This window comes from Paenibacillus massiliensis 2301065 = DSM 16942, from assembly GCF_000377505.1.
GTDB lineage: Bacteria > Bacillota > Bacilli > Paenibacillales > Paenibacillaceae > Paenibacillus > Paenibacillus massiliensis.
In genome coordinates, this window is the sequence record NZ_KB898206.1 from 41774 (window position 1) to 65857 (window position 24084).

Consider the following 24084-nt stretch of genomic DNA (forward strand, 5'->3'; position numbering starts at 1 on the left):
ACATTACAGGAATCCAATTCTTGATGGTTGCTTCATCGAATTTGCTCAAGATATGCTGCCTCAAGATTAGCCCTTCATGCTGTTGCCTATAGTCAATACCATAAAGATTATATTTTATATTAGCCAAAAAGAAAAGAGAGCCACAGTTCGTGGCTCTCTTTTCTTCAAAACCCCAATCGCGTCCAAGTTGTATCTTAGGCGCCTTCTTCGATTACTTCTTCTTCCTCCACAGCTGCCCGCTCGTACTCTGCCAGGACTGCAGCCTGGATTTTCTCACGGGTACCAGAGGAGATTGGGTGGGCAATATCGCGGAACTCCCCGTCCGGGGTGCGCTTGCTTGGCATAGCCACGAACATTCCATTGTTACCATCAATGACACGAATGTCATGCACGACAAACTCTCCATCGATCGTAATGGAAGCAATCGCCTTCATTCTCCCTTCCGAGTTCACGCGGCGAAGTCTTACATCCGTAATTTGCATGTGTTGTATTCACCACCTTTTTCCAATAAGGACTTGGTGTATAATTCCACACGCCGGAGCAAATTCCTTCTTTTTTTGTACAATTTGTATCCTGAAATCAGGAAAATTTTTCAATACCCTCAATTTTTGCCTGTTACAAGGGCATTTTTATGGAATATGACAATTTAATGTCAGCTGAAGTAATTACCAAGCTGCACGTTAATTTGCTTGCTACGTGCATCCACCGCCGTCAGACGGGCCAATGATACATAATCGTGCAACAGCCGTTCCTCACTATGCACCTCACCAGACTCGACCAGCACGCCAACACCTGCTACCGTAGCATTGAATTCTTGCAGCAGGTCAACCATACCCTGGATCGTGCCGCCTGCCTTCATGAAATCATCCACGATCAGTACACGCGATTTCTCGCGGAGGGCTCGACGGGATAGAGACATCGTATGTAGACTCTTCTGAGAGCCGGATACATAGTTGATACTTACCGCTGAACCTTCTGTCACCTGATGATCCCTTCTTACAAGGACTACCGGTAGATTCAGCTGCGCACCTGTAGCATATGCCAGTGGGATCCCCTTCGTCTCGACAGTCATGACTACATCAATACTCTTCTCTGCGAAGGCTGTGGCAAAGATCTTGCCAGCTTCATTCATCATCGCGGGCTGACCCAACAAGTCGGACATATACAGATAGCCCCCAGGCAGAATCCGGTCAGGCTGCTCCAATTGCTTACACAGCTCCTCTGCAAAGGTCAGGGCATGCTCCGTGGACAGCCTTGGAATCAGCTTCACTCCACCCGCAGCTCCAGCCAATGTCAGCAGCTCTCCCGTGCCATCATCCTCAAATACTTCCTTGATAATCGCCAAGTCCTCGCTAATCGATGACTTCGCAGCTCCATAACGATCCGCGAAATAAGTGAGGGGCACAAGTGTGTGCGGTCTAGCAAGCAGGAACTGGGTCATCTCAACTAAGCGTGCGCTTCTTTTTAATTTTTTCACGTGAGATTCCTCGCTATCTTATCATCCTTGCTGGGTCAGGGTCACATATCCCGTATGACGAACCCCTTCACAGGCATAAATGTTGCTGGTTTTCATTAAAATCCGAATATTTATATTAAAATATAACATTTTCGTACGTGTATACACAAGTTAATCTGCAAAATCTTGTACAAGCCTCTGCTGATCAATACACACTTCACTCTAATCAGGTCAACAATCTGACCGCATGAACCTCTTTACAGAAGCCGCGTAGCCCATTATAGATCCTCGGAATCTTCGCTTCCTTCGATACGAGACCAAATACGGTTGGTCCGCTGCCCGACATCAGCACCCCATCTGCTCCCAGGCGAACCATAGCTTCCTTCAGGTGCCTTACCTCCGGGTGCAGGTTCAGCGTTACATCCTCCAGTACATTGCCAAGCTCGTTACATATGTCATGAAATGAGCCTGTGCGCAGGGCAGCTTCCATCCGTGCTGCAGAAGGATGATGCTGTATCCGGTCCGCACGCACGCGTCCATATACCTCCGCAGTAGACACATTAATTGGTGGCTTGGCGAGGACAATCCAGCACTGAGGAGGGTTCGGCAGAGGCGTCAATAGCTCCCCGCGACCTGTCGCAAGGGCCGTGCCTCCCGTAATGCAGAACGGTACATCAGAGCCCAGCTGTGCTCCCAGCTCTCTCAGCTCCTGATCCGGTATGCCGAGCTTCCATAACCGATTCAGACCCCGCAACGTAGCTGCAGCATCACTGCTGCCACCTGCCAGGCCTGCTGCCACCGGAATCTTTTTATCCAAATGTATGTATACCCCAGTTTTCACATCATAACGTTCCTTGATTAACCTTGCTGCTTGGAATGCCAGGTTCTTCTCATCCAGCGGAATATAGCCAGCTTGGCTGGAGATCATGATCGTATCTCGTGGAAGCTCATGCATTTCCAATCGGTCTGCCAGATCAACCATTGTCATGATCATCTCAACTTCATGATATCCGTCATCCCTTTTACGCAGTACATCAAGCATCAAGTTAATTTTAGCTGGAGCTTTTTCGTATATTTTCAAGGCGTTCACCCGTCCTCACCTTTCCATCAAGACAACTTAACATATTATATCAGAACATAGCTGTCAAGCATAGAAGAGGCAGCATGGCATTAAGTAATCGCTTACATTATAATAAATACCTTTTCTTCTATCACACTTCAAGTTCTCAATCTAAGCCTCACTTATGCATTTATTACAACGGAAGAAGACTCCGGTCACTTCACCGGAGCCTTCCCAGCAACACTTTAAGGCTTACGGGCAGCAGCCTGCTCTGCCAGTTGAATCGCACGCTTGACCATATTGCCAGCATCCTTCGCCTTAATGCCACCCCAACCTTCTTGCTGTACTGTCTCATAGAAGCCCAGATCCTTCGCTAACTCATACTTTAGCTCCTCAGACATCACGCTGCGTCTTCTCCGGCTCATGAAGGCACCTCCCTCAGTAATATGAAAATCAAGAGTACGGGATCTTACCGACGTTAGTATGCCTGCTCATGAACGGAGCTATACAGACCAAAGCTGATTATGAAGTGCAGCGTAGGATACCTAAGAGGAGCAGCTGTGACAAATACAAAATACATGCTCATCCATAATCGAGGAAAGAAAAAACTGCACCCCTTAGGGATGCAGTTCTCTCTATACGATACACAACCAACAAAGGTTATGCTTGAGAATATTCAATGGCGATCTCGCCTTCAGGATCATAAATGCTTACTTCCACCGATTCCGTCAGGATATCGGCATAGCTGTAGGACACACGCTTGAAGGTCTGCTGCTCCTGATCCAGCTTTACAATAAATACAGAAGGGTACGTTTCTTCCAAGACACCAGTTCGTTCAACGGTCTTACGGCGTCCGCCGTTAGCCCGTAGCAAAATCTTTTGCCCAACATGTGCATCGAGACTGCGTTTGATATCCAATAGCGAGTTTTTTGCCATTGCTAACGACCACCTCTTTCCTTGTCCATTATAACAAAGAAGATAACCGATGTCAAATCAAAACAATAATTATAACAACTACAAAAATATATTGTCAATTGTTTTTTTTGCACAAAAAATAAAAGCCCCCATATGGAGCTTTTATCGTCACCATTTTGCCTATTATTCGATTAGACTTTCGTTTGAGTACAGAGCAAATAACAGGCTTAATCATTCGTTCTGTGCTGTCCTGATTCTCTAGTTGAACTCCATTTGCATGTATGGCAAAATGCTCAGATGGCTGACGGCGTAACCTTCAAGGTAGATAGATCCTCAAGCCTTGGCAGACCGACACGATAACTACCTCTTGTCTCGATTCCACCGACACCCTGGCTACCACTAATCGTATGATGGAAAATATCCGACATGCTGACCGTCTCCCGAATCGAGGTAAATGACGCCTTAGCTGCAATATAGACCGGGTCTAGCGCATGAATGAGCACCCGACCGGGGGAACTGGCAAAATTAGCTCCAGAGCGAATAAGCGCCTCAAAATGAGACTGACATGCCCCTGCTACGATCGTAAGCCCATCCAGATTCTTCTCATACTGCCGCGCTACCTGGATGGCAGCTACGAAATTCTGCGAATTTTTATAGCTGGACAGACTGCTAAGATCATAAGGAACTCTTTGCTTCAGCACGCCGTCGTGTCCGGTTATGACTACGATGCTGGGCCTTGAGCGTGGAAGCAGACGATACAGGGTATCGGCCATGGCCGACTCATGCACATGATATCCCTCTGCGGGCACACGCAGCTGCTTATACAGATTCAGGCTTTTATTCAGATAGTTCGCATCGCCATCTAGATGCAGCACCTTCCCCGGCAGCTCGAAGTAGGATATATGCGAATCTTGACTTTGCTCCGACAATATCGAACGACTTCTCTCCATCTGGTGCTGTCGATCCTGCTGCAGATGGGACAGTGATTGATTCGCCTTGATGTATGCCTTTCTCGTTTTGTCGCTCATAGATGCAGCCGGGACCTTGACCAGGTCGTTCACGGGGGAATCGGCAAGCAATCGAAATTCTGTCCCCTTGATAATGGCCTTATCTTGCCGGATACCCTCTACGCGAAATGTCACATCTCCGCCATACGATCTCCGAACGACCAAGTCTCCTAATGTCATCACACTGTATCACCCCTCCTTCATGGTATGGGGCAGTTGCCCGATTGGTTACCATCCGGAGGATTATTATTAGCGAATGCCTGCTTCCAGCAAGACATCGCTCAGACGGGCAAATTCTGCTATGCTGAGCGTCTCACCACGTCTTGTAGGGTCAATATCCGCCTTCCCAAGTAGCGGCTCAAGCTCGTCCCTGTTCTCCTTCGTGAAGAACTTGCTCTTCAGGTTGTTCGCAATCGTCTTGCGACGCTGGGCGAAGCAAGCATGAATAACCTCGAAGAAATGCTGCTCATCCATAACCTCAACTGGCGGCTTCTCACGCACACGTAGACGAATGACGGCAGACTCTACATTAGGCTGCGGGATGAACACCGTATGGGGCACAATACATACCATTTCCGGGATGCTGTAATATTGTACAGCTATGCTCAGGCTACCATAGTCCTTCGTCCCTGGTGAAGCGGCCATCCGCTGTGCCACTTCCTTCTGAATCATGACTACAATGTTCTCCAGCGGGAGCTTCTCCTCCAGCAGCTTCATCAGGATTGGCGTTGTTACGTAATAAGGCAAATTAGCCACAACACTAACCCGCTCTACCTCGGCAAAATCCTCAGCAAACACCATCTTCAGATCAAGCTGTAGCACATCTCCATGACGAACCTTCACGTGGCTATAAGGCTCCAATACCTCAGACAGAATCGGTAGCAGTCGCTGGTCAATCTCAACAGCCGTGACACGCTTGGCGGTCTGTGCCAGCTTCTCGGTGAGCGCCCCAATGCCTGGACCAATCTCCAAGGCTCCCTTAGTATCATCCAGTTCGGCGGCCGCGACAATATTTCTCAGAATATTCTGGTCAATCAGAAAGTTCTGCCCCAGACTTTTCTTGAAGGAAAAGCCATGGCGCTGAATGATCTCCTTCGTACGCCGGGGTGTTGCGATATCTTCGAATCCTTTCATGCCATCACAGTCCTTCACCTTCAATTTTATTTAATGCGTCCAGAAACTCCTCCCGGCTAATCTGAAATACCGTTAGCCGCTTATGGAGCTGCTTTCCGTTACAATATCCGATCCCTAATTCGTTACCCAGCGCCATCCGTCTGGCTGAGGCCCGGGGATGGGTGATCAAGCCTGCCTCAATCAGATCACTCCAAGCGATCGTCGGCTCCGCCTCGTCCACCGTCGTGCGCACACGCTCCAGCGCGTGACGAATGGCCTCGGGAGAGGCATTCTCCACTCCGATATCTCCCTTGTGCGTCGCCTCGGACTCGGGGATGAACGCCTGCTTACAGCCAGGCACCTTGGAGGTAATAATCTTGCGGATACGTTCTCCCGCATGATCCGGGTCCGTCAGCACAATAACGCCTCTGCGTTGCTGGGCAAGGGCTATTTTTCGTATGGTCATCGCATTGATGGCAGAGCCTCCGGTCTCGATCGTATCCGCCTCTACAGCGCGTTTGATGGCTACTGTATCGTCCCGTCCCTCCACCACGATAACTTCCTTAATCATCTCGTGTCTTCCTTCCTATATAGGCGCCGCGCCACGACACGACATGTATTCGTATGGGCTCCTACGTACATATGAACAAACAAAAAATAAGAAGAGAGTATTCACCCTCTTCTTAAGTATACATAATCTTGATCTTATACTATCCTAATGGACACCTGTAATACAAGCTATGTCCAGAAGACACTAGTTCAGCTCTGGCTTCACGGGTCCGATGACATATACGGTAATCCCTGACTTACGCCCGAAGTTAAGCGCATGATTCAGATTATCGTAGTACACGTCAATTTTGTTGCCTTTAATGGCTCCGCCTGTATCCTCTGCACGACGGAAGCCTAATCCCTCAATATAGACCCACCAGCCGATCGGTACTACATTCGGGTCTACTGCAATCGTGCGGCCCTCGGTTACGCGTGTACCGGAAGCCGTACGTGTACCAATGCCAGGCTCCTGAGAGGAGTATGCTGTCATGGATACATTGTTGAGTACCTTTTTATATTTAAAATCAATTCCAGCTTTACTTACGACATTATTGCCCGTGCTTGCTACGCTAGCACTTACCGTCTTGGCATTAGCTGGTCCCGTGGAGGCTGCGAGCACCACTGGCTTCTTCGTGCCGACTGCAACCACTCTGTCGACCCGGTTCGTGGCTACCTCTTTGCTGACCATCCGTTTGGAGATGAGTACACCGTCATGGTACTCCTTCTCAATATTCTGAATCATAACTCCAGCCTTGCCGCTACGAAGGACGCGATTATCCCCCTTGAACAAGCTTGGGTCGGCTGTCTTAATGACCTGAAACGGAATCTCGGCTTCCTGCTCAAGCGATTGCGTCGTTACCCGAACGATTTTTATATCCATGTTAGACGAAACTTGGGTATCGAGTGCCGGAGTGACAATGTCCTTGGAGGACACTTTATACCCCAGAGACTTCACTGCGTCCCCAACTGTCTTCTCAGTGGTGTATAGTGTCTTGCTCTGATGATCAGCCGTGATTTGCACAGGTGCAGCACGCTTGATCACCACTTCGTCCCCATCCTGAATTGCCCCATTCAGTGGCATGGAGATCATGTCATGCGGTTCGAGAGTAATATTTTCTTTCTGCAGCAATTCATGCAGCAGCGCTTCGCGTGTCTCCAAGGTGACAGCCTCACCATCAATTACGAGAGACACCTGCTTCTTGTCTTGAATGTACACCAGAATAGAGATCATGGTAATTAATGCGACTAGAAAAAGTGCAACCAGCGTAGTCCGATTGATTTTTCCATACTTCCATCGCAACGCGTAAGACATGCTGGATGAGCGTGACTCATGGGTCTCCCCTTTTTGGAAAATGCCCACTTCTCCGTCCCTCCTTACATAGCCTCGCCGTCTGGAATGATGCAAACTTGAAATAGACGCGACTATACCAGATTTTCTACAGGACCACCTCGGAACTTCCCGATGTCCTGCATCATGTTCCCGTCTTCGCAGCATGCGCCATCTACATCAACTTCAAGACTGTAGATTGGACATCACTCCCGAACATAGGCCACAAGCAAAAAAAGCCAAAAAAAGAGCAAGAGAGCTCTTTCGTGGCTTCCACTGATGACTGATGCGGAAATTCATGCACGAGGTTGCTTCTCTCTTGTTACGCTTACGGGGTTAGCTGTCGGGTTCGGACGTAGAGATCGCCCTAGTTCCAGTTATCCGCTCATGGCGGACACCTTCACATTCACCCCGAAGACCCAAAAAAGAAATCGATGCACAGCTGACAGACAGCGTGCGATTCGGTTCCCCCGTTCTCCAGGTTGGAGACTCAGCGAGACTGGTTCACGAAGTGAGTTGCTTCGATCACGACTTAGGACCTAAATCGCGAACAACAATTCACTGTTGAAATGATATCCTGTTTGTAACCATGTTGTAAAGCGGCTTTCAAGTGTGTTTTTCTAAATAATCGGTTAAAATATTGTAATATTCTCGATTTTACTGCAACAAATTCATGATTGTCTTCGTCTATCTCTTTTTTTCAGCTTATTTTCTCTTCCTTGCTCACAATGCCAAATCGTTCCAGTCCGTTTTTGGTAGTAATTTCGGCCAATTCCTCCAGTGAAATCCCCTTAATGTCAGCTGCTGCTTCAGCCACATATTTTACATAAGCACTTTCGTTTCGCTTTCCTCGGAACGGATGTGGAGTCAGGTATGGAGCATCCGTCTCGATCAGTAGGCGATCCAGTGGTACCTTTTCTAACACTTCCTTTGGTTGACGTGCATTCTTGAATGTAATCGGTCCCCCGAAGGAGAGATGAAAGCCCATGTCGAGGCACAATTTCGCGGTCTCCCAGCTACCAGAGAAGGAGTGCATGATTCCGCCGACATCTCCTGCCTTCTCTTCGCGAAGAATTTTGACAATATCCTCATGTGCATCCCGATTATGAATGACAATCGGCATGCTGAGCTCACGAGCCAGTCCAATCTGCCGACGAAGCACCTGGTGCTGGATGTCCTTCGGAGATGTATCCCAGTAGTAATCCAGCCCAATCTCCCCGATAGCCACTACTTTATCATGCTTGCACAGCTCCGCAATCCATTCCAGATCGCCATCCTTCATATCAATAGCATCGACAGGATGCCATCCAATAGCGGCGTAAATGAAATCGTACTTTTCGACAAGCTCCATAGTCGTTGGGATCGTCTCACGATTAAAACCGACATTAACCATTCGGGTGACACCAGCCTCGACAGCCCGTGCAATGACTTGCTCTTGATCCTCTTTAAATTGGGATGCATCTAAATGTGTATGTGTGTCGAATAATTGCATGACTGACTCCTTTCCATATTACAGCACAGACTTACAGCAAAGCGCTCAAATATTCAGACAAGACTCATCGTATTTTTTCTTTTTTTCAATAATTTGCAATAATCAGTTTTAGGCATGGCCGTTTACAATTTATAGACAAATGGGTGATCATTTAACAAATAGCTTTTGAATATCATGCGGTAACCGATCTTTGACGGCTTCCAGCTTCATATGCGGGTAATACAGATGGTACTTGCCGCGATGAATGCCGCTGATGGAGCGCACAATATCAGACACCTCCGATATTTCTCTTACGGTGTCTTTACTGCCCAGCAGCAGAATTTGATTCTCGGTCGAGCCATTCTTTCTGAACACATCATAAGGAAGATCGGTCGGAAAATCAATTTCCAAGTCATAATCGGGGTTCAGCCCCACATCGCGTAATGCTTCACGAATATGATCGACCTTATCCATATCCAGACATTCCAGCTGTATATATTTATACAGTCTGCGATCCAGGAACCGGCTGCACAGATCACTGAGAATCGGGTCATCCTCGAATCTCCATTGGTTAAAGGTCGTCTGGATCAACGCCTCATCGAGCATTAAATATTGCTGCACGGTCACATGACCATCAATGAGCTGCGGAATCGGCTCCAGCATGAACTTGAAGCGGTAGTCCTGATAGCGTAGCTCCTTAAGTCTTCTGAAGATTTGACGCAATAGTATTTCAGAGCTACGGGTCACTGGATGAAAATAGATCTGCCAGTACATCTGGTATCTGGACATGAGATAATCCTCAACCGCATGCATTCCTGACTCCTTGACAACAATCCTGCCCTGATGAGGACGAAGAAGCCTCAGGATACGATCCAGATCGATCGTTCCATAATTGACACCTGTCATATGGGCGTCTCGCAGCAGATAATCCATCCGATCCGCATCCAGCGGACTCGTAACAAGGTTGACTACGATGGGCTTATCGTAATCCTTGGCAATGACGGCTGCTACCTTCTCGGGGAAATCAGGAGCTATATCCTTCAGAACTTTATTGATCTCTGTATCGCCGAGTACAATCCGACATGTCCAATCCTCATGATGCATCTGAAAAGCTTCTTCTATAGAATGCGAGAATGGACCATGTCCCACATCATGGAGCAATGCGGCACACAGAGCTACCAACTTCTCTTCCTTGGGCCAGTCCGGATAATCACCGCGTTCAAATTGGGAGATAATCCGCCGTGTAATCTCATATACCCCTAAAGAGTGTGAGAATCGGCTATGCTCGGCACCGTGGAAGGTCAGGTAGGAGGTTCCTAGCTGTCTTACACGGCGAAGCCTTTGGAATTCAGGTGTGTTAATAAGCCTCCATATGGCCACTTCCTGAACGTAAATGTAATTATGTACAGGGTCCTTGAATACTTTTTCTTCTGTCAGAGGGTTTTGGAATCCACTCATGAGGTATCCACTCCTTTAACTCTATTTTATTCCAAAAACTTGATTACACAACATTCACCTGTTTTATCACTATTTTCTTGTTGGTTTCGACATAGAATGTCGAATAGTGTCGAATTATAGATTTTTCCAGTTTCCAAATCGACAAATTCAGCAAACTGCGATTTTAACTGTTTTTTCTGCGTATTCAGCGAATTTTCAGTTGATTTATTAGAAATTTTAACCTTTGTCGTTATTTTATAGGTTGACTGTTTTGGGAATGGTTGGTATAGTGTATATCATAAAAGATAAAATAATGTCGAAACTTGACACTTATACTTTTGATACGGCGAGAGGAGCCTGATGATCTATGATGAAATCTACGGGTATTGTGAGAAAAGTTGATGAGCTTGGACGCGTTGTAATTCCAATCGAGTTGCGTCGTACGTTGGGTATTGGGGAGAAGGACGCTCTGGAAATCTATGTAGATGGAGAGCGCATTATGCTCAAAAAATACGAGCCTGCATGTATCTTCTGCGGCAATGCCGAGAACGTTACATATTTCAAGGGTAAAATCGTATGTAATGAATGTATTTCTGAAATTCCAACACCTGTGACAAAATAAGATTTATAGTATATAATTAAATTATACCTATTGTTAATTCTAACCTTTTCATATCTCCTTGTTGCCTTCCACGGGTAAGAACCCACTCGTGGAAGGCCTTTTTTTTGTCTAAGGAGCATTTGGGGGTTGGATAACTGCCCTGAATCATAGCAATCGTACAAATTCCCCTCGTTCACGATAGAGTGCCCTCAGTGTAGAACTCTTCATTTCACACATTCCTATCACAGGATTACAGTAGTGCATTGTATACGTCTCGCTTGGAGATCGATCGGTCTGAAGCTGTACGCTTCATGGCCTCTTTCCGGTTCAGCCCTTGCTGCTCATATTGCGTCACATGTTCAGCCAAGCTCAGCTCCTGCCACCAGGCCTGACGCTCTTGCTCCTCGGCTTCCTCACTCTTCCCCTCCAGCACCAGGCAATATTCGCCCAGTGGTGGATGCTCTTCCAGCCACTGTAGACATTCGTCGGCTGTTCCGCGCAGCCATTCCTCATGTCTTTTCGTAAGTTCACGTGCTAATACGACTTTTCTTGCACCAAGCGTCTCCTGAATAACTCCAAGTGTCTTGGCAATTCGATGCGGGGATTCGTAAAAGAGGACCGTGCCATGGGAAGCTCCAAAGGATTGCAGCAGCTCCTGAAGCTCCTTGCGTTCGCGAGGGGGGAATCCAGCAAAAGTAAACCGATCGGTATCAAGCCCTGAGGCAATCAATGCAGACAATGCCGCATTCGCTCCGGGGATCGGTACGACCGAGATTCCAGCATCCAAGGCCAACTTCACCAGATCCGCTCCTGGATCAGAAATCGCTGGTAGCCCGGCATCACTCACAAGGGCCAAATTTTTTCCTTCTATTATATATCTGATTAGTTCAGGCCCACTTGCTGCCTTATTATGCTCGTGATAGCTGAATAGCATCTCTGGTGATATGTCAAAATGTGTAAGCAGCTTTCTCGTCTGCCTCGTGTCCTCCGCCGCAATAATATGACATTCTTTCAACACCTTCACCGCTCGAAATGTCATATCATCCAGATTGCCGATCGGAGTGGCCACAAGATACAGTATGCCCTGTCCCTGCTTCCCATCCAAAAAGCTTTTTTGCACCGTAGCAGCCATGCTTATTCCTCCTTCTGCCCTGTATAGATCTCCAGCATCTCTGGTGTGTACTGATTTCTGCCCTCACCTTCATACGCAATGAGCGGTGGGAGCAGCCGCACATCTGGCTTGCCATCCCGTAGTGCCTCGATCAAGACGATATTCGCCTCTGCCTGAGGCCGTGGATGGACGAATCGAATTCGTTTGGGCTCCAGACGATACTCACGCATTAAGGAGATAATCTCCCCCAGCCGCTGTGGCCGATGCACCATCGTTACCTTTCCACCCGTACGAATCAGCCTTGTACAGGCCTGAATAACCTCCTCTAGGGTGCAGTGCAGCTCATGGCGTGCGATGGCTTCATGGATATTAACCTTGAGATCGCTACCATTCAAAGGCATATAAGGCGGATTCACCGTAATCGCATCATACACACCATGTCCGGTAACCTCGACTAGCTGACGCAGATCTCCTTCACGAATCGTAATTACATTCTCTAGTCCGTTCAGAGCTACACTCCGACGAGCCATATCTGCAAGTCGTGGTTGAATCTCGATGCCTTCAATCTGTGCCTGTGTCCGAGTCGTTAATAAGAGCGGCACAACCCCGTTGCCTGTACACAGGTCGAGAATCTTCCCTCTTTTCGGAATACCTGCAAATCTCGCTAGTAGTACAGCGTCCATAGAGAAGCTGAATACTTCCTCACTCTGTATGATTCGAAGATCGTGTGTCAGCAAATCATCAATTCGTTCAGAGTCGTTAAGCGGTTCATTTATCATCGAACGTTCCCTTCCTTTTCTGCAGCCCTCACGCGATATGTCTAGTGCAATTGTTCTGTTTCCTTACAAAAAAACCGTAGGCACGTGTCCTACGGCTTGATGTTATTTATTCAAAAATGACAGACAAAATAGGCAGTCGCCCTCGGTTCGTAAATGTCCGTAATAAACATTGCATATATGAAAGCCTTCATGATACAGTCTCGCCAGATTATCGTACCCCTCACCAACGACTTCTCCTTGCACTTCCTCTGTTTTGATCAGATGTGCCGGATGGTCTGATGTTGTTATACGTTCTGGTTCCTCTGCATGTGTATGGTCTCTCAGCATCTTACGCAGCTGTTCGTTTTCAATCGTCAGTCGCTGGTTCTCTTCAAGCAGCTCTTTTACAGCCAGCTTCAATTCACCAAGATCACTGTACATTTGCCCCATTTGCGTCTCCAACTCGAGAATACGCTCGAAAACATTTATTTTTTCCAAGATTCCACCCCGAAGCCACCTAATGGTTTACTTGATGACTACATCATCCATTGGAAGTTCCTTGACTTTACTAATCTCAAAAAGCTGTACGTGAACAGTTCGATGACCTGCATTAATACCTACTACTTTACCTTCTCCCATGGAAGTTACGACGAGCTTGCCGACTTGAGGAAGTTCTTCCTTCGCACTCTCATAATTATCATGCTCAAACTTGAGGCAACACATCAGCCTTCCACAAAGACCGGATATTTTGGTTGGATTCAAGGACAAGCTCTGATCCTTCGCCATCTTGATGGACACAGGCTCAAAGTCGCCAAGCCAGGAGGAGCAGCACAAAATACGTCCGCAAGGCCCAATCCCGCCCAGCATCTTAGCTTCATCCCGCACACCAATCTGTCTCAGCTCGATCCGTGTCCGGAAAATGCTAGCCAAGTCCTTGACCAGCTCCCGAAAGTCAACACGCCCCTCAGCCGTAAAGTAGAAAATAATCTTGTTGCGGTCAAAGGTGAATTCCACGTCCACGAGCTTCATTTTGAGTCCATGATCCTTGATCTTATGAAGACAAGTTCCGAAGGCTTCCTTGGCAGCCTGTCTATTCTCCTCTACAATCCGTGCATCCGCTTCGCCAGCTAGCCGAATGACCTTCTTCAGGGGAAGCACGACATCGGAATCATTCACTTCCTTCTTGCCTACAACAACCTTACCATATTCGATACCGCGCGCCGTCTCAACAATTACACAGTTATCTTTCTCCAGCGGAAGCTCGAGCGGATCGAAATAATACGTTTTGCCCGCTTTTTTGAAGCGAACACCCACTACACTGTACAAAAATAAACCCCCTTGTGTGCCACTAGAACCTTGCTTGGGGACATCTTAGCTGAACGTGCCACGGGCACAATCTCCCATATTCGGTATGCGAGGGACAGGCCTTACTCATGCGTAACCTGTCCGTAGCGCAGTCTCGGACCATCGGCGCTGGATCTGTCTCATGATGGGGACAGACCGATCATCAGCTGCTCTACACAAAGCTGACCGTTTACATTGAAACGGAGCTTTCTTCTGCACTCCGCGGCCAAATCCATATAAGAGACCCATTGTTCGGTACTGCGGGTGATTGCCAATTTGGAGATCATCTCCAATTGATCTATGAACACAATGCTATCGTGCCTTCCATACTGGAAGTGCAGCATATCCTTGAACTGCAGGTGAAACAAATGAAACAGGATATCAAGATGCTCGCCGAGTCCGGCCTTAAACACCTTCTGTTGAGCCAAAATGACGGAGGAACTCCCTCTACTCAACGACTCCTTTACTAATTGTAACATTACATTTCTAATTTCTGCAAACCAATTCTGCTGGAGAATTTCTCTACTTGTTTCCAATCCAGAAGCAATATGAACCGCACATCTGACAAGACTTGCTGAATAGCCCTCCCCTGTAAGTATTTGCTGCATAAGCTCCGGATTCAGAGCAGAGAACGGTACATGCTGAGTCCGTGAATGTAGCGTAGGGAGTACGGCTTGTCCATTATCGGTCAGCAAAATCCCCACCGTAGGCAGCTGTGGCTCCTCCAGAAATTTCAGCAGACTGTTTGCTGCCTGTGTCGTTAACAGATCCGCCTGCTGAATGATATACACCTTCGGGTGCTTACTTTCCGAGCGATACGAAAACGAACGCTGCAGCTCCCGAACCTGATCAATCTTGATGCTGTTGCCATCTGGAGCAATGATGTGCAGGTCGGGGTGATTGCCATGCTCGACCTTTCTACATTCCAGACACTCACCACAAGCATCATCGCTTAATCGCTCGCAGAACAACGCTTTGGCGAAGGCCATGGCCATCTGCAACTGTCCGCTGCCTGCTGGACCATGGAACAGATAAGCATGACTAACCGCTCCTTTGCGAAGCGCGTGCTGCAGCATACTCTTCGGCAACTCCTGACCTATTATATCCTGAAAAGACATATTGCCTCACTTTCCAAACCACGAGTCGTTATGATTTTACCTGTGAAGACCTATAACTCAATTATCTTAAAAAACAATCTGCCGACTGTAAAGTCGACAGATTATATTTTGGGTCGCTATTTGCTTAGGTTATTATGCACTTGAGGTCTGTTGCTTTACTCAAAAAGTCAGATTAATCAGCATACCACGAATTTCCCCAACACCATGAAGGAGCTCAATCTTCCCCTGCTCTGTATCTAGCAGCTCCTCTGCCATCCGTAGCAGAATAGAGTCTACTTCATCAATGAGCTTATAACGCTTGCTGCGACCGCGACGATCCCAGCCCTTGGTATCCTTCATGGATACCCCTCGGCGTACAGTCTCCTCCAGAAATCTCTTGACCAATACTTTGTAGGCCTTCAATTCACGCACAGTCATGGAGCGGGCGAGCCGATCTCCTTGCATCTGAATTTCCTTGAATTGTCGACTTAATTCTTCTTGTGAAGCTCGCTCTCCACTGTGCTTCATCATATCTGAGAAGCTCTTGCTTTGAACGGGCTTGGTATTCGTATCACTTGGAGCGATACCGCTTTGTAATGGGCGATAGCCCGGATTAATTTTCATAATGAACCTGCTTTCTCCTGCTCGGCTCATCGAGGTATCTGCAGGCTAGCCGGCATAGCCGAGCTGCAAGCTGTAACTATCTTGAGCACTAATCAGGCACGGCACCATAGCATCGCCGCAGAATGTATAGCTCCATACATCACCTTCAATACCTGACCTGTCAGCAGGCCAGCCATTCCCAGTCATGGAAGAGCAGATACATATATTATCGTCATATCGTACTGAGAATTGTAGAAGATCTAGAAGTGTTCAAAACGATCAACCGGAAGAACGAATACCGTGGCTCCACCAACCTGAACCTCTACTGGCAAAGGCAAATAAGAGTCTGTTGTTCCACTCATAGGAGTCACCGGCGTCACGAGCTGTTCTCTCACCTTACAGCTATTGCGGATTACGCTCATAACAGACTCGACCTGACTGTCGTCCACTCCGATCATGAATGTGGTGTTGCCGGCACGTAGAAATCCACCGGTACTTGCCAGCTTGGTTGCACGGAAATTAGCCTTTACCAGTCCGCTGGACAGTCTGTTGCTATCTTTATCCTGAACAATGGCAACAATCAGTTTCATCCTGAATTCCTCCCTTAATATGGGTTACTTCAATGAACAATTCCTATAATCTTCAGGTCAACGCCAGGGGCGCCCATCCCCGAACAAGAGAACGGCAAACCAACATGATACGCAAGGCCTCGGATGGTTATATCTATTGTTATGCCATACTTACTACCTGCTGCCACATGCTATGCCCTGTTATTTAATATTTTCTTTGTGCATATAGAGTTATTCGAGAAAAGTCGGCAAAATCCTCTTTTTCAGGTGCTCATAGATATCATTTGTCACATCCTCTATGGACCGGGATGCATCAATCACACATATGCGCTCAGGATTCTGTTCTATGAGAAGACTATACCCTTCCTTCACCATATAATGGAACTCAAGACCTTCACGATCTAGACGGTCCCGATCACGCTGGTTGCTGGCAATTCGGGTAAGTCCCAGCTCGGGCTCAATGTCCAAATAATACGTTACATCTGGCTGCCGGGCGTTTGTTGCGAACTGATTGATCATACCTACCTCTGTCATACCTATTCCGCGTGCGTGTCCCTGATAGGCCATACTACTGTCAACAAAGCGGTCGCACAGGACCATCTTTCCTTCCTCAATGGCAGGCTCTACTCGTTCCACCAGATGCTGTCTACGAGCAGCAGCATACAGCAATGCCTCAGTCCTAGCATCCATTGTCGTGTTGGCTGTATCCAAAATAACGGATCGGATCTGCTCTGCGATCTCAATCCCTCCCGGTTCTCTTGTAGCGATGACCGGGTAGCCCTCCTCCTGCAGTCTCTGCGCAAGGCATCTGATGACCGTAGTCTTGCCCGAGCCTTCGCCTCCCTCGAATGTAATGAATCTGCCTTTGCCTTTCATATCATACCTGCTTTCCCTGGATTGCTAACTCTGTAGCTATAACATAATGCTATTTATAATTGTTCCTACTATTGTCTGCAAAACCTGTATATTTTGAACCTAATATTTCTAGACAGGTTCACTAGCATCTTGATCAAGCAAAATGTGGGTAAAGATCCGCTGCAAGCGGAGACTGGTTAGCATTCGTTAAGCCGTCCCGTCACTGAACACACGGATCGTCCTCATACTCGGATCCGCAACTCCTTGACACTTAGCTCCTGCATTCTGAAGCTTCATTAACCGCTCTACAGTCTCGGCTTGTATAGTCTCTCCCGGATATAACAATGGAATCCCTGGCGGATAGGGGATGACCATCTCTGCAGCTACACGCCCACTGCACAGCTCCAATGACACGCTCTCCACCTGCTCCTTTCTTGGTGGCTGCAAATGAAATTGGATGGGTTGAGAATAATTCAATACACGCAAATTGTTCCACGTGGAAACTTCATGATCCTTTTTCGGTATGCCTTTACCCCCTACATTCACATGTAAAGGTAGAGTAGACTCCGTCTCCAGAACCTCTAGCGCCTGCAGCAATCGTTCTGCATCCTCCTTTACAGATGCCAGTGTGAACAACAAGACCACATAACGTTCCGTACTCATTTCTGGAATACAGCCCTGCTGCTCTAACTTTTCTTGCAGTTGATAGCCACTCCATACGCCATGACGATCATAAATAACAACTTTGAACGGGTCCTGTGTAGAATAGCCTGGAATGCTATCCAATAACGGCTCCAATCCCTGCACTTCTGTTTCAATAGCCCACCCTGGAGGTACAGAAACGGTGCTATTCACGTTGACTGGCTCTAGCAGCCCAAAGCGCGTCAAGCCTGCCCACCCTTCATGGAACACACGTATAGCCTCCATGCCCTCTTGGAATGCTTGCTCACGATGTACATGAACATACCGCCTAGCCAAATCAAGTGAGGCCATGATTGGATAGGACGGACTAGAGCTCTGAAGCATGGCCAGACGTTGACGCAATAGCTCACGATCAATCCGTTCACCCTGAATATGTAGCATGGCTCCCATTGTCATAGCAGACAGCATTTTATGAGTGGACTGTACTACCCCATCTGCACCCGAGGCCAGCGCAGAAGCAGGAAGCTGGGGATGAAGACCATAATGCGCTCCATGTGCCTCATCTACAAGCAAGGGTACCCCCATCTGATGGCATACCTCAGCAATCGCCGCAACATCAAGACCCATTCCATAATAGTTAGGGACGGTAATCAGCACGCCCTTAGCTTCAGGGTATGCTGCGAGAGCGCTCCTTATTGTAGAATCCACCGGCGCTGATGCCAGTTGGCTAATAGGATCGATATAAGGCTCCATAAATACGGCCCGGGCTCCTGCGAGCATAAGGCCATGCAGCACAGACTTATGCACATTTCGCTGGACCAATAAAATATCACCAGGCTGACTGCATACAGTCAAGATTAAGGCCAGATTGCCTGCTGTGCTCCCCCCTACCAGGAAGAAACTCTCCTCCGCGCCAAAGCAATCTGCTGCAAGCTGCTGTGCCTCTAGTATCATTTCTTCCGGATGATGCAGATCATCCATCCCGGTAACCTCAGTGACATCAATGGACATCACATCCTGAAGCAAGCGAGCTCTCTCATCTTGTCTATACAGTTGACCATTCTTATGTCCTGGCACATGAAAGGAGGCTCGTCCAGCTTCTCTATAATGAAGCAAGGCATCCATAATCGGAGCCTGTGCCTCCTTTGCTTGATTCGTCATATTGTGGGTTCCTTCCAGACGCAGCATATTCCTGTAGTCCCTGCAATCATACTGCGAATAGCACTAATAATATTATTACTCTATGAGACACCATACCTGAATTAGCTACTTATATTGTATCGCAAACACATCTTGAATCCTATCCTACATTGCAATCACAGGACAACAAAAAAAGGCCATTACAGGCCTGATTTTCCTCGATATAATATATTTGCAGCTTATATAAATGTTCATCATTCACATGAATGCAGCAAATTAATACCCTTCACAACAGATAGTTCGCATTATCATTCGTTAGTTTTATCATTAGTTCGTTTTCATTATTCGTTAGTAGATATGTCATTTGTATCTATAGTTAGTCAATCATTGCTTCAACATGATCGGTATCCCTTTTAGAAAGCTATTGTGTTGAACAAGCTAGTGTATTGAACAAGCCCATTGTATTCAACTCTACATATTGCATTATGCAAAACGCCAGTTCTTCTAATCCAGAGAGCTAATTCTTCTAATCGCTACTTCTGATCACGCGTTCTTCTGTACCCAAATCTGCTTTAACTGATGAATAAAAAAATGATATTTGGCATCGGCAGCATCAGTGTGCACCATTTCAGATTCGCAGTCATCACAAATGAATTCCGACATAATAAAGATTCCTTCCGTCTTGGGTTCATTACAGATGATGCATCGGCATTCCAATTTATCATACATGATTTATCCCACCCTTACATCTTCTTTTACTATCAGTATGATACAGTTTCTATTATTTTAAACCTTTTCATAGCCATTTCAACATTTTTATACAGCCTATTCCTACTGGCGTCCCGAGGTGTCTGTACCTAAAAGCCTATTCAAAAAAATACCTGTTGTAGCCGATAATGTATAGGAAAGCACCTTTATTTCTCCTCACCCCTATTTTTTGCATGATTGATATTCCGTATGAATGAAAAGGACTGATTGAATGGCAGAGATTCAGGGTACCAAGGCCACCTATTATCACTATCAATTGATTAAGAAGATTAATATCCATCGTCAAATGTTGTGGAGCTATTACTCCCTGCCCATCATCATGCTTGCGTTCCTTCTGGTACTAACCTGGACGAGCTTATTCTTGTTCCTGTTAGCCCTGCCAGTCATGATGTGGATTCATTTTGTGGTGTCCAGCCTAGTCCTTTATGTAAGCGGCAACTCTTCACGCAAGCGCTGGAAGTACAGCTGGAAGTTCCCATGGCAGGGCTACATGCCAGAACAGTACATTAAGTATGTTTTGTTCAACCGCATGCAATTTCACATGCTCTGGGCAGGATTTTTTATCACCGCCGTATTTCTACTCTGGTCACCACCGGTATTCACAATCTCGCTGATTTTCTGGCATCTGTGGCTGCTGGTACCTCGACTCTATACATTGATTCAGCTGCGTCGGGAGCGGAAGGATGGCATGCTCAAATTCAATCCAGGCGATGTGTCGTACTATCAGCAGTAAGACTACCTCTGAAATACATAATTGTGCAAGACACATACACACACTAAATGCACTACACGGAATGTACTACACCAAGAGCAGCTTCTATTTGGGCCAAACAGACTAGAGTTTATCTGTAGCCTATGGAATGCAGCTAAGAGGGCTTAGAGCTACTGCAGTAGCGTGACCCGTAATCATCCTCCGACAGAAGTACAAGAAGACTCCAATCCACTATACGTGGCATTGGAGTCTTCTACTTTCAATCTCTATTTTCAATTCCTTCTCTAATAATTTTCTTGAGCCTCATCTTCAGCATCTTCTTTAGCATCAGCCTCTCTCGAGCTCCTCTCGAGCCTCTTCATTCAATCCCTTACGCCATATCTTCTTGAGTATCTTCTTGGGTTTCACCCTGCTAACAACTCTCACTGTGTCATCTCGGGCTAGCCCTCAGCGGTCTCTCCCTACACTTTACAGGACCGAACGTTACAAGAGCTATCCTTTTTTATGCTGCCACTCCTGGCTATTACATCCCCAACTGCTGTAGATAAGGGGTTATGCGCTCTCTTAATTGCTTCAACTCTTGCTTTTGCTCTGGTGACAGGCGATCTTCGTGAAGGCTCTTATCCTGATCTACTACAATAGCCTCATATTGCTTCATTTGTGTTAACAGAGACGTGAACTCAGCGTAATCCTCAGAGGAGAACTGTTGCTTGGCCTGCTCTAGCTTCTCTTGCCAAATACGCTCCTCATCTATAATCGCTTGTTGAGCCTCAGCATTCGATAGCTTATCGAAGTAGGGCTCTAGCTGCTCAGCTAACTGGTTATACACCTGTTGCTCCTCAATACTCCAATCCTCTGGGTGCAGCTGTCCTCGAAGGTCGGCATGTGTCAGAGCGAACTTTCCGAAATCGAGCAGCACTTCCATAAATGCCGCGAACTCCTCAGAGCTTAGCTGCTCTTGTGCGACACGCAGTTTAGCCTCTAGTCGCTGGTAATCCGACGTTGTCCCTCCGATGGCTGTTATATTCTTCTCAGAGCCATAGATGTAATCAGCTAGATACGTATAGCCGGCATATGCCCCTGATGGAATGATAAGTACAACTGCTACGACCACAGCCACCAGCCAGTTCGCTCGTTTTCTGTTAGGTCGAGACTCTCGCTGTTGTTGAAGAGACTTAAGCATATTGTCTCTGGCTTCCGCCCTGATCGTCCACTGTCTAGTCTCCTCTTGGTAAGCATGCTGCAATTCATGTTCCAGCTTCATATCATATCCTCCACTCTTTTCTTTCTATAGATCTCCATTGTCTGATGCTTCTGGCGCAGCTTACGGAGTGCAGCATGAATACGTGACTTTACGGTTCCGAGTGGAATGTCCAGAATCGCTGCTATTTCCTCCTGAGTGTATTCATTTAGATAGTGCAGTGTAATCACCTGCTGCAGCTTATATGGTAATCTTTTTACCTGGTCCATGAGTGGCTTGAAGGACAGCCTATGTACCAGATCTCCCGCGAAATCATACGCTGTAGCCTCATCACTTTTTCTTAGCCGCTGCATGAATCGGAACTGAATCAGCTCACGCCGCCGATAGTTCTGAACCTGTCGCATAGCGATTCCCATGAGCCATGGGCGAAAGTCGCAATCAGTATTAAATCTCTCCAAAGATCGGTAAGCTTGAATAAATATCTCCTGCACAAGATCCTCGGCCTCAGTAGCACTCTTAAGCAAAAACCGCACAGTACGATAGACATCTGCTACCGTAAGCTCATACAGCTCCCCATAAGCTGAGTAGTCCCCGGCTCGCGTCAGGTATACCAGCTCGTTACATCTGGCTTTCTGTTCCTCTCTTCGCCTATCTCTGTGAATCCTAACCTCGATCTGCTTACTAACTTCTAAAACCTTGTTCACTTCTGTCCGATTCTTAGTTTTTTTCTCCTTGTTAGCCTCTGTCTCGTTAATAATCTCTTTCCCTTCACTAATAGCTATCTCCTCGCTGCAACCATTCTCTCTGCCGTCTATCATCAACCCCTCCTTCCCTCACACTTTATATTGGTATTGCTCACGAATATCGTTCGATTTTTTTTCTTCATCATTCGCATAAACCAAAAAAGCCTATCTCCAGCAATTTGAACAGGACCATGTTCTACTGGAAATAAGCTTTCTCGTTCACTCACTGTATGTCATTAAAAAAATCCCTTCTGCCTATGCAGTAAGGGCTTGTTCCATGTGGCTCTATGAAGAGTTGTAGCAAGCATGTTAATGGAAAGGTGCTGCTTTAGTAAGAATCTATGTCCGAGTCGTCATCAGAGCTTAAATCCTGTACATTAGCAGCCGACTTGGTGTCTTTAGGAACAAGTAGCGTGAAATAGTCGTCATGAACGGATAGATGCACAATTTGCTTATCCTTCAGAAATACTCGTTGGGAAGGTGCGGACTGCTCCTCCTCCTCTTTCCATCCCCAAGCTGCAATCTCCTGCAAATATGGAGTTGGAATATCATCAGCCTCTTTCATACCTGGCAGGGCGTAACGCACAAAGTCCATATCCGAATTTCCGTTTGCACGATCAGTCTTGTTAGCTTCCTTGGGTACAGGAAAGGTCTTCACATTGGCTGCTCCCTCAAAAGCCGTCCAGGAGGGTTCCTTTGCCCCACATCCGATAACAAGCATAGACGCGACGCTTATGATGAGTATAAGGACCAGCCATCTATATTTGCGCATGGTGTCTCCTCCTTATTACCTACTGCGAACTTCAATCCTCTATGATCAATAGGATAATCGTAGGAATACTTCATATACTTCTGTGCACTTTTACATTATAACCAACTCATATCTCTTTTCCGTAACAAAAATGTTACCTTCCTTTTGTTAGAAAATAGCTTTAATTAACTGTCAGTCTGTCCAAAGTCATATTATCTGTATAATCTGCCCAAGTAGTCTGCTTCGGAGATACGCCTATCCATTTATAAAGCTAAGCTCGGCCTTATGTTAAGTACTATCTCAATAAAGAGTGGGGCTATCTGGGGATGTTGACGACTCTCCTGAAATAATGCTTGGCAAGATATTTGGACTGCAACGATGAGCACATGGAGTATCACGCCGCTGTAAAATCATATTAGAGGGAGCATTAGCCTTGTAAACTTCGGCATCACTCTTTACTCTTCATGTATGCCTCCTAGTAGGACACGATCAGATAACAACTGCCTACTTCTTTTTCATGAGGAGCAATCCCCTCTGAACCAACAGTTGTAATCAACACAACATAAAAAAACCACCACCGAAGATCGGTAGTGGTTCTTGTGCTTGGCGGCGTCCTACTCTCCCAGGACCCTTCGGTCCAAGTACCATCGGCGCTGGAGGGCTTAACGGTCGTGTTCGGGATGGGTACGTGTGGAACCCCTCCGCTATCGCCACCAAACGTGCATTTGTTTATCAAATGCGGTATTCAGGTTACACCCTGAAAACTGGAACCGAAACGAATCATTGCATTCTACTTTAGGATAAGCCCTCGACCGATTAGTACTGGTCAGCTCCATGCATTACTGCACTTCCAC

Annotated in this window: 26 protein-coding genes, 1 rRNA gene and 1 riboswitch; of the genes, 2 read left to right on the plus strand and 25 right to left on the minus strand. The window is 46.9% G+C overall.

Translation table 11 applies throughout. From position 1 onward, the window contains the following. Positions 1 to 194: 194 nt before the first annotated feature. The 11 genes from spoVG to D328_RS0126420 form a co-directional block, all read right to left on the minus strand. Entirely contained in the window at positions 195 to 482 is a 288-nt protein-coding gene (gene spoVG / locus D328_RS0126370; protein WP_018888049.1) for a septation regulator SpoVG, read from the minus strand. Positions 483 to 652: 170 nt separating this feature from the next. After that, the gene (gene purR, locus D328_RS0126375; RefSeq protein WP_025680809.1) at positions 653 to 1477 is read right to left on the minus strand and encodes a pur operon repressor; all 825 of its coding nucleotides are present in this window, start codon (positions 1475 to 1477) and stop codon (positions 653 to 655) included. Between the two features lie 205 nt (positions 1478 to 1682). Continuing rightward, entirely contained in the window at positions 1683 to 2537 is an 855-nt protein-coding gene (gene ispE, locus D328_RS0126380) for a 4-(cytidine 5'-diphospho)-2-C-methyl-D-erythritol kinase (protein WP_025680810.1), read from the minus strand. Between the two features lie 224 nt (positions 2538 to 2761). Further along, the gene (locus tag D328_RS0126385; protein ID WP_018888052.1) at positions 2762 to 2941 is read right to left on the minus strand and encodes a small, acid-soluble spore protein, alpha/beta type; all 180 of its coding nucleotides are present in this window, start codon (positions 2939 to 2941) and stop codon (positions 2762 to 2764) included. A gap of 235 nt (positions 2942 to 3176) precedes the next feature. Continuing rightward, positions 3177 to 3452 carry a biofilm formation stimulator Veg gene (veg, locus tag D328_RS0126390; protein ID WP_018888053.1) on the minus strand — a complete coding sequence of 92 codons (276 nt, stop codon included), beginning with the start codon at positions 3450 to 3452 and terminating at the stop codon, positions 3177 to 3179. A gap of 272 nt (positions 3453 to 3724) precedes the next feature. After that, positions 3725 to 4618, minus strand: coding sequence for a sporulation peptidase YabG (gene yabG / locus D328_RS0126395; protein ID WP_026281393.1), 894 nt, complete (start codon positions 4616 to 4618; stop codon positions 3725 to 3727). 69 nt (positions 4619 to 4687) lie between these two features. Further along, the gene (rsmA, locus tag D328_RS0126400) at positions 4688 to 5572 is read right to left on the minus strand and encodes a 16S rRNA (adenine(1518)-N(6)/adenine(1519)-N(6))-dimethyltransferase RsmA (protein WP_026281394.1); all 885 of its coding nucleotides are present in this window, start codon (positions 5570 to 5572) and stop codon (positions 4688 to 4690) included. A gap of 4 nt (positions 5573 to 5576) precedes the next feature. Further along, the gene (gene rnmV, locus D328_RS0126405) at positions 5577 to 6122 is read right to left on the minus strand and encodes a ribonuclease M5 (RefSeq protein ID WP_018888056.1); all 546 of its coding nucleotides are present in this window, start codon (positions 6120 to 6122) and stop codon (positions 5577 to 5579) included. 183 nt (positions 6123 to 6305) lie between these two features. Beyond that, the gene (locus D328_RS0126410; RefSeq protein ID WP_018888057.1) at positions 6306 to 7460 is read right to left on the minus strand and encodes a 3D domain-containing protein; all 1155 of its coding nucleotides are present in this window, start codon (positions 7458 to 7460) and stop codon (positions 6306 to 6308) included. A gap of 276 nt (positions 7461 to 7736) precedes the next feature. Then, positions 7737 to 7933: riboswitch (cyclic di-AMP (ydaO/yuaA leader) on the minus strand. A gap of 194 nt (positions 7934 to 8127) precedes the next feature. After that, on the minus strand, positions 8128 to 8919 hold the full coding sequence (locus D328_RS0126415; RefSeq protein WP_018888058.1) for a TatD family hydrolase: 792 nt from the start codon (positions 8917 to 8919) through the stop codon (positions 8128 to 8130). A 147-nt stretch (positions 8920 to 9066) separates the two neighbouring features. Next, a complete protein-coding gene (locus tag D328_RS0126420; protein ID WP_018888059.1) occupies positions 9067 to 10356 on the minus strand; it encodes an HD domain-containing protein in 1290 nt (429 codons plus the stop codon). A 346-nt stretch (positions 10357 to 10702) separates the two neighbouring features. Here D328_RS0126420 and D328_RS0126425 point away from each other — a divergent pair, with 346 nt between their 5' ends. Continuing rightward, entirely contained in the window at positions 10703 to 10957 is a 255-nt protein-coding gene (locus D328_RS0126425; RefSeq protein WP_018888060.1) for an AbrB/MazE/SpoVT family DNA-binding domain-containing protein, read from the plus strand. 229 nt (positions 10958 to 11186) lie between these two features. Here D328_RS0126425 and rsmI read toward each other — a convergent pair whose 3' ends face one another. The 10 genes from rsmI to D328_RS0126475 form a co-directional block, all read right to left on the minus strand. Next, positions 11187 to 12068 (minus strand): 16S rRNA (cytidine(1402)-2'-O)-methyltransferase, encoded by an 882-nt coding sequence (gene rsmI / locus D328_RS0126430; RefSeq protein WP_018888061.1) that lies wholly within the window; start codon positions 12066 to 12068, stop codon positions 11187 to 11189. Positions 12069 to 12070: 2 nt separating this feature from the next. Then, the gene (locus D328_RS0126435) at positions 12071 to 12826 is read right to left on the minus strand and encodes a tRNA1(Val) (adenine(37)-N6)-methyltransferase (RefSeq protein WP_018888062.1); all 756 of its coding nucleotides are present in this window, start codon (positions 12824 to 12826) and stop codon (positions 12071 to 12073) included. A gap of 102 nt (positions 12827 to 12928) precedes the next feature. Continuing rightward, a complete protein-coding gene (yabA, locus tag D328_RS0126440) occupies positions 12929 to 13303 on the minus strand; it encodes a DNA replication initiation control protein YabA (RefSeq protein ID WP_025680818.1) in 375 nt (124 codons plus the stop codon). 27 nt (positions 13304 to 13330) lie between these two features. Next, complete coding sequence (locus D328_RS0126445; RefSeq protein ID WP_018888064.1) at positions 13331 to 14131, minus strand: PSP1 domain-containing protein; 801 nt, start codon at positions 14129 to 14131, stop codon at positions 13331 to 13333. A gap of 158 nt (positions 14132 to 14289) precedes the next feature. Continuing rightward, entirely contained in the window at positions 14290 to 15267 is a 978-nt protein-coding gene (gene holB, locus D328_RS0126450; protein WP_025680819.1) for a DNA polymerase III subunit delta', read from the minus strand. Positions 15268 to 15426: 159 nt separating this feature from the next. Next, a complete protein-coding gene (locus D328_RS0126455; protein WP_018888066.1) occupies positions 15427 to 15870 on the minus strand; it encodes a YaaR family protein in 444 nt (147 codons plus the stop codon). Between the two features lie 239 nt (positions 15871 to 16109). Then, the gene (locus tag D328_RS0126460; protein WP_018888067.1) at positions 16110 to 16439 is read right to left on the minus strand and encodes a cyclic-di-AMP receptor; all 330 of its coding nucleotides are present in this window, start codon (positions 16437 to 16439) and stop codon (positions 16110 to 16112) included. 210 nt (positions 16440 to 16649) lie between these two features. Next, positions 16650 to 17294, minus strand: a complete 645-nt coding sequence (gene tmk, locus D328_RS0126465) for a dTMP kinase (protein WP_018888068.1) — start codon at positions 17292 to 17294, stop codon at positions 16650 to 16652. 186 nt (positions 17295 to 17480) lie between these two features. Beyond that, positions 17481 to 19076, minus strand: coding sequence for an aminotransferase class I/II-fold pyridoxal phosphate-dependent enzyme (locus tag D328_RS0126470; RefSeq protein WP_026281395.1), 1596 nt, complete (start codon positions 19074 to 19076; stop codon positions 17481 to 17483). Positions 19077 to 19598: 522 nt separating this feature from the next. Beyond that, positions 19599 to 19784, minus strand: a complete 186-nt coding sequence (locus tag D328_RS0126475) for a sigma factor G inhibitor Gin (protein WP_018888070.1) — start codon at positions 19782 to 19784, stop codon at positions 19599 to 19601. A gap of 250 nt (positions 19785 to 20034) precedes the next feature. Between D328_RS0126475 and D328_RS0126480 the strand changes: the two genes are divergently transcribed. Beyond that, the gene (locus D328_RS0126480; RefSeq protein ID WP_018888071.1) at positions 20035 to 20556 is read left to right on the plus strand and encodes a hypothetical protein; all 522 of its coding nucleotides are present in this window, start codon (positions 20035 to 20037) and stop codon (positions 20554 to 20556) included. Positions 20557 to 21058: 502 nt separating this feature from the next. Here the strand turns inward: D328_RS0126480 and D328_RS0126485 are convergent. The 4 genes from D328_RS0126485 to rrf form a co-directional block, all read right to left on the minus strand. Then, a complete protein-coding gene (locus tag D328_RS0126485) occupies positions 21059 to 21799 on the minus strand; it encodes a DUF3600 domain-containing protein (RefSeq protein ID WP_018888072.1) in 741 nt (246 codons plus the stop codon). Then, complete coding sequence (locus D328_RS0126490) at positions 21796 to 22554, minus strand: sigma-70 family RNA polymerase sigma factor (protein WP_018888073.1); 759 nt, start codon at positions 22552 to 22554, stop codon at positions 21796 to 21798. Before D328_RS0126490 ends, D328_RS0126485 begins: the two co-directional genes overlap by 4 nt. 253 nt (positions 22555 to 22807) lie before the next feature. Next, a complete protein-coding gene (locus tag D328_RS0126495; protein ID WP_018888074.1) occupies positions 22808 to 23251 on the minus strand; it encodes a hypothetical protein in 444 nt (147 codons plus the stop codon). Between the two features lie 580 nt (positions 23252 to 23831). Then, positions 23832 to 23948: ribosomal RNA gene (gene rrf / locus D328_RS0126500) — 5S ribosomal RNA — on the minus strand. Positions 23949 to 24084 lie beyond the last annotated feature (136 nt).

What these genes read in the sequence shown, in the direction of transcription:
- spoVG (WP_018888049.1), bottom strand. Translation starts at nt 482, where the DNA reads ATGCAAATTACGGATGTAAGACTTCGCCGCGTGAACTCGGAAGGGAGA.
- D328_RS0126385 (WP_018888052.1), bottom strand. Translation starts at nt 2,941, where the DNA reads ATGAGCCGGAGAAGACGCAGCGTGATGTCTGAGGAGCTAAAGTATGAG.
- veg (WP_018888053.1), bottom strand. Translation starts at nt 3,452, where the DNA reads ATGGCAAAAAACTCGCTATTGGATATCAAACGCAGTCTCGATGCACAT.
- yabG (WP_026281393.1), bottom strand. Translation starts at nt 4,618, where the DNA reads ATGACATTAGGAGACTTGGTCGTTCGGAGATCGTATGGCGGAGATGTG.
- rsmA (WP_026281394.1), bottom strand. Translation starts at nt 5,572, where the DNA reads ATGAAAGGATTCGAAGATATCGCAACACCCCGGCGTACGAAGGAGATC.
- rnmV (WP_018888056.1), bottom strand. Translation starts at nt 6,122, where the DNA reads ATGATTAAGGAAGTTATCGTGGTGGAGGGACGGGACGATACAGTAGCC.
- D328_RS0126415 (WP_018888058.1), bottom strand. Translation starts at nt 8,919, where the DNA reads ATGCAATTATTCGACACACATACACATTTAGATGCATCCCAATTTAAA.
- D328_RS0126420 (WP_018888059.1), bottom strand. Translation starts at nt 10,356, where the DNA reads ATGAGTGGATTCCAAAACCCTCTGACAGAAGAAAAAGTATTCAAGGAC.
- D328_RS0126425 (WP_018888060.1), top strand. Translation starts at nt 10,703, where the DNA reads ATGATGAAATCTACGGGTATTGTGAGAAAAGTTGATGAGCTTGGACGC.
- rsmI (WP_018888061.1), bottom strand. Translation starts at nt 12,068, where the DNA reads ATGGCTGCTACGGTGCAAAAAAGCTTTTTGGATGGGAAGCAGGGACAG.
- D328_RS0126435 (WP_018888062.1), bottom strand. Translation starts at nt 12,826, where the DNA reads ATGATAAATGAACCGCTTAACGACTCTGAACGAATTGATGATTTGCTG.
- holB (WP_025680819.1), bottom strand. Translation starts at nt 15,267, where the DNA reads ATGTCTTTTCAGGATATAATAGGTCAGGAGTTGCCGAAGAGTATGCTG.
- D328_RS0126455 (WP_018888066.1), bottom strand. Translation starts at nt 15,870, where the DNA reads ATGAAAATTAATCCGGGCTATCGCCCATTACAAAGCGGTATCGCTCCA.
- D328_RS0126460 (WP_018888067.1), bottom strand. Translation starts at nt 16,439, where the DNA reads ATGAAACTGATTGTTGCCATTGTTCAGGATAAAGATAGCAACAGACTG.
- tmk (WP_018888068.1), bottom strand. Translation starts at nt 17,294, where the DNA reads ATGAAAGGCAAAGGCAGATTCATTACATTCGAGGGAGGCGAAGGCTCG.
- D328_RS0126470 (WP_026281395.1), bottom strand. Translation starts at nt 19,076, where the DNA reads ATGACGAATCAAGCAAAGGAGGCACAGGCTCCGATTATGGATGCCTTG.
- D328_RS0126475 (WP_018888070.1), bottom strand. Translation starts at nt 19,784, where the DNA reads ATGTATGATAAATTGGAATGCCGATGCATCATCTGTAATGAACCCAAG.
- D328_RS0126480 (WP_018888071.1), top strand. Translation starts at nt 20,035, where the DNA reads ATGGCAGAGATTCAGGGTACCAAGGCCACCTATTATCACTATCAATTG.
- D328_RS0126485 (WP_018888072.1), bottom strand. Translation starts at nt 21,799, where the DNA reads ATGAAGCTGGAACATGAATTGCAGCATGCTTACCAAGAGGAGACTAGA.
- D328_RS0126490 (WP_018888073.1), bottom strand. Translation starts at nt 22,554, where the DNA reads ATGATAGACGGCAGAGAGAATGGTTGCAGCGAGGAGATAGCTATTAGT.
- D328_RS0126495 (WP_018888074.1), bottom strand. Translation starts at nt 23,251, where the DNA reads ATGCGCAAATATAGATGGCTGGTCCTTATACTCATCATAAGCGTCGCG.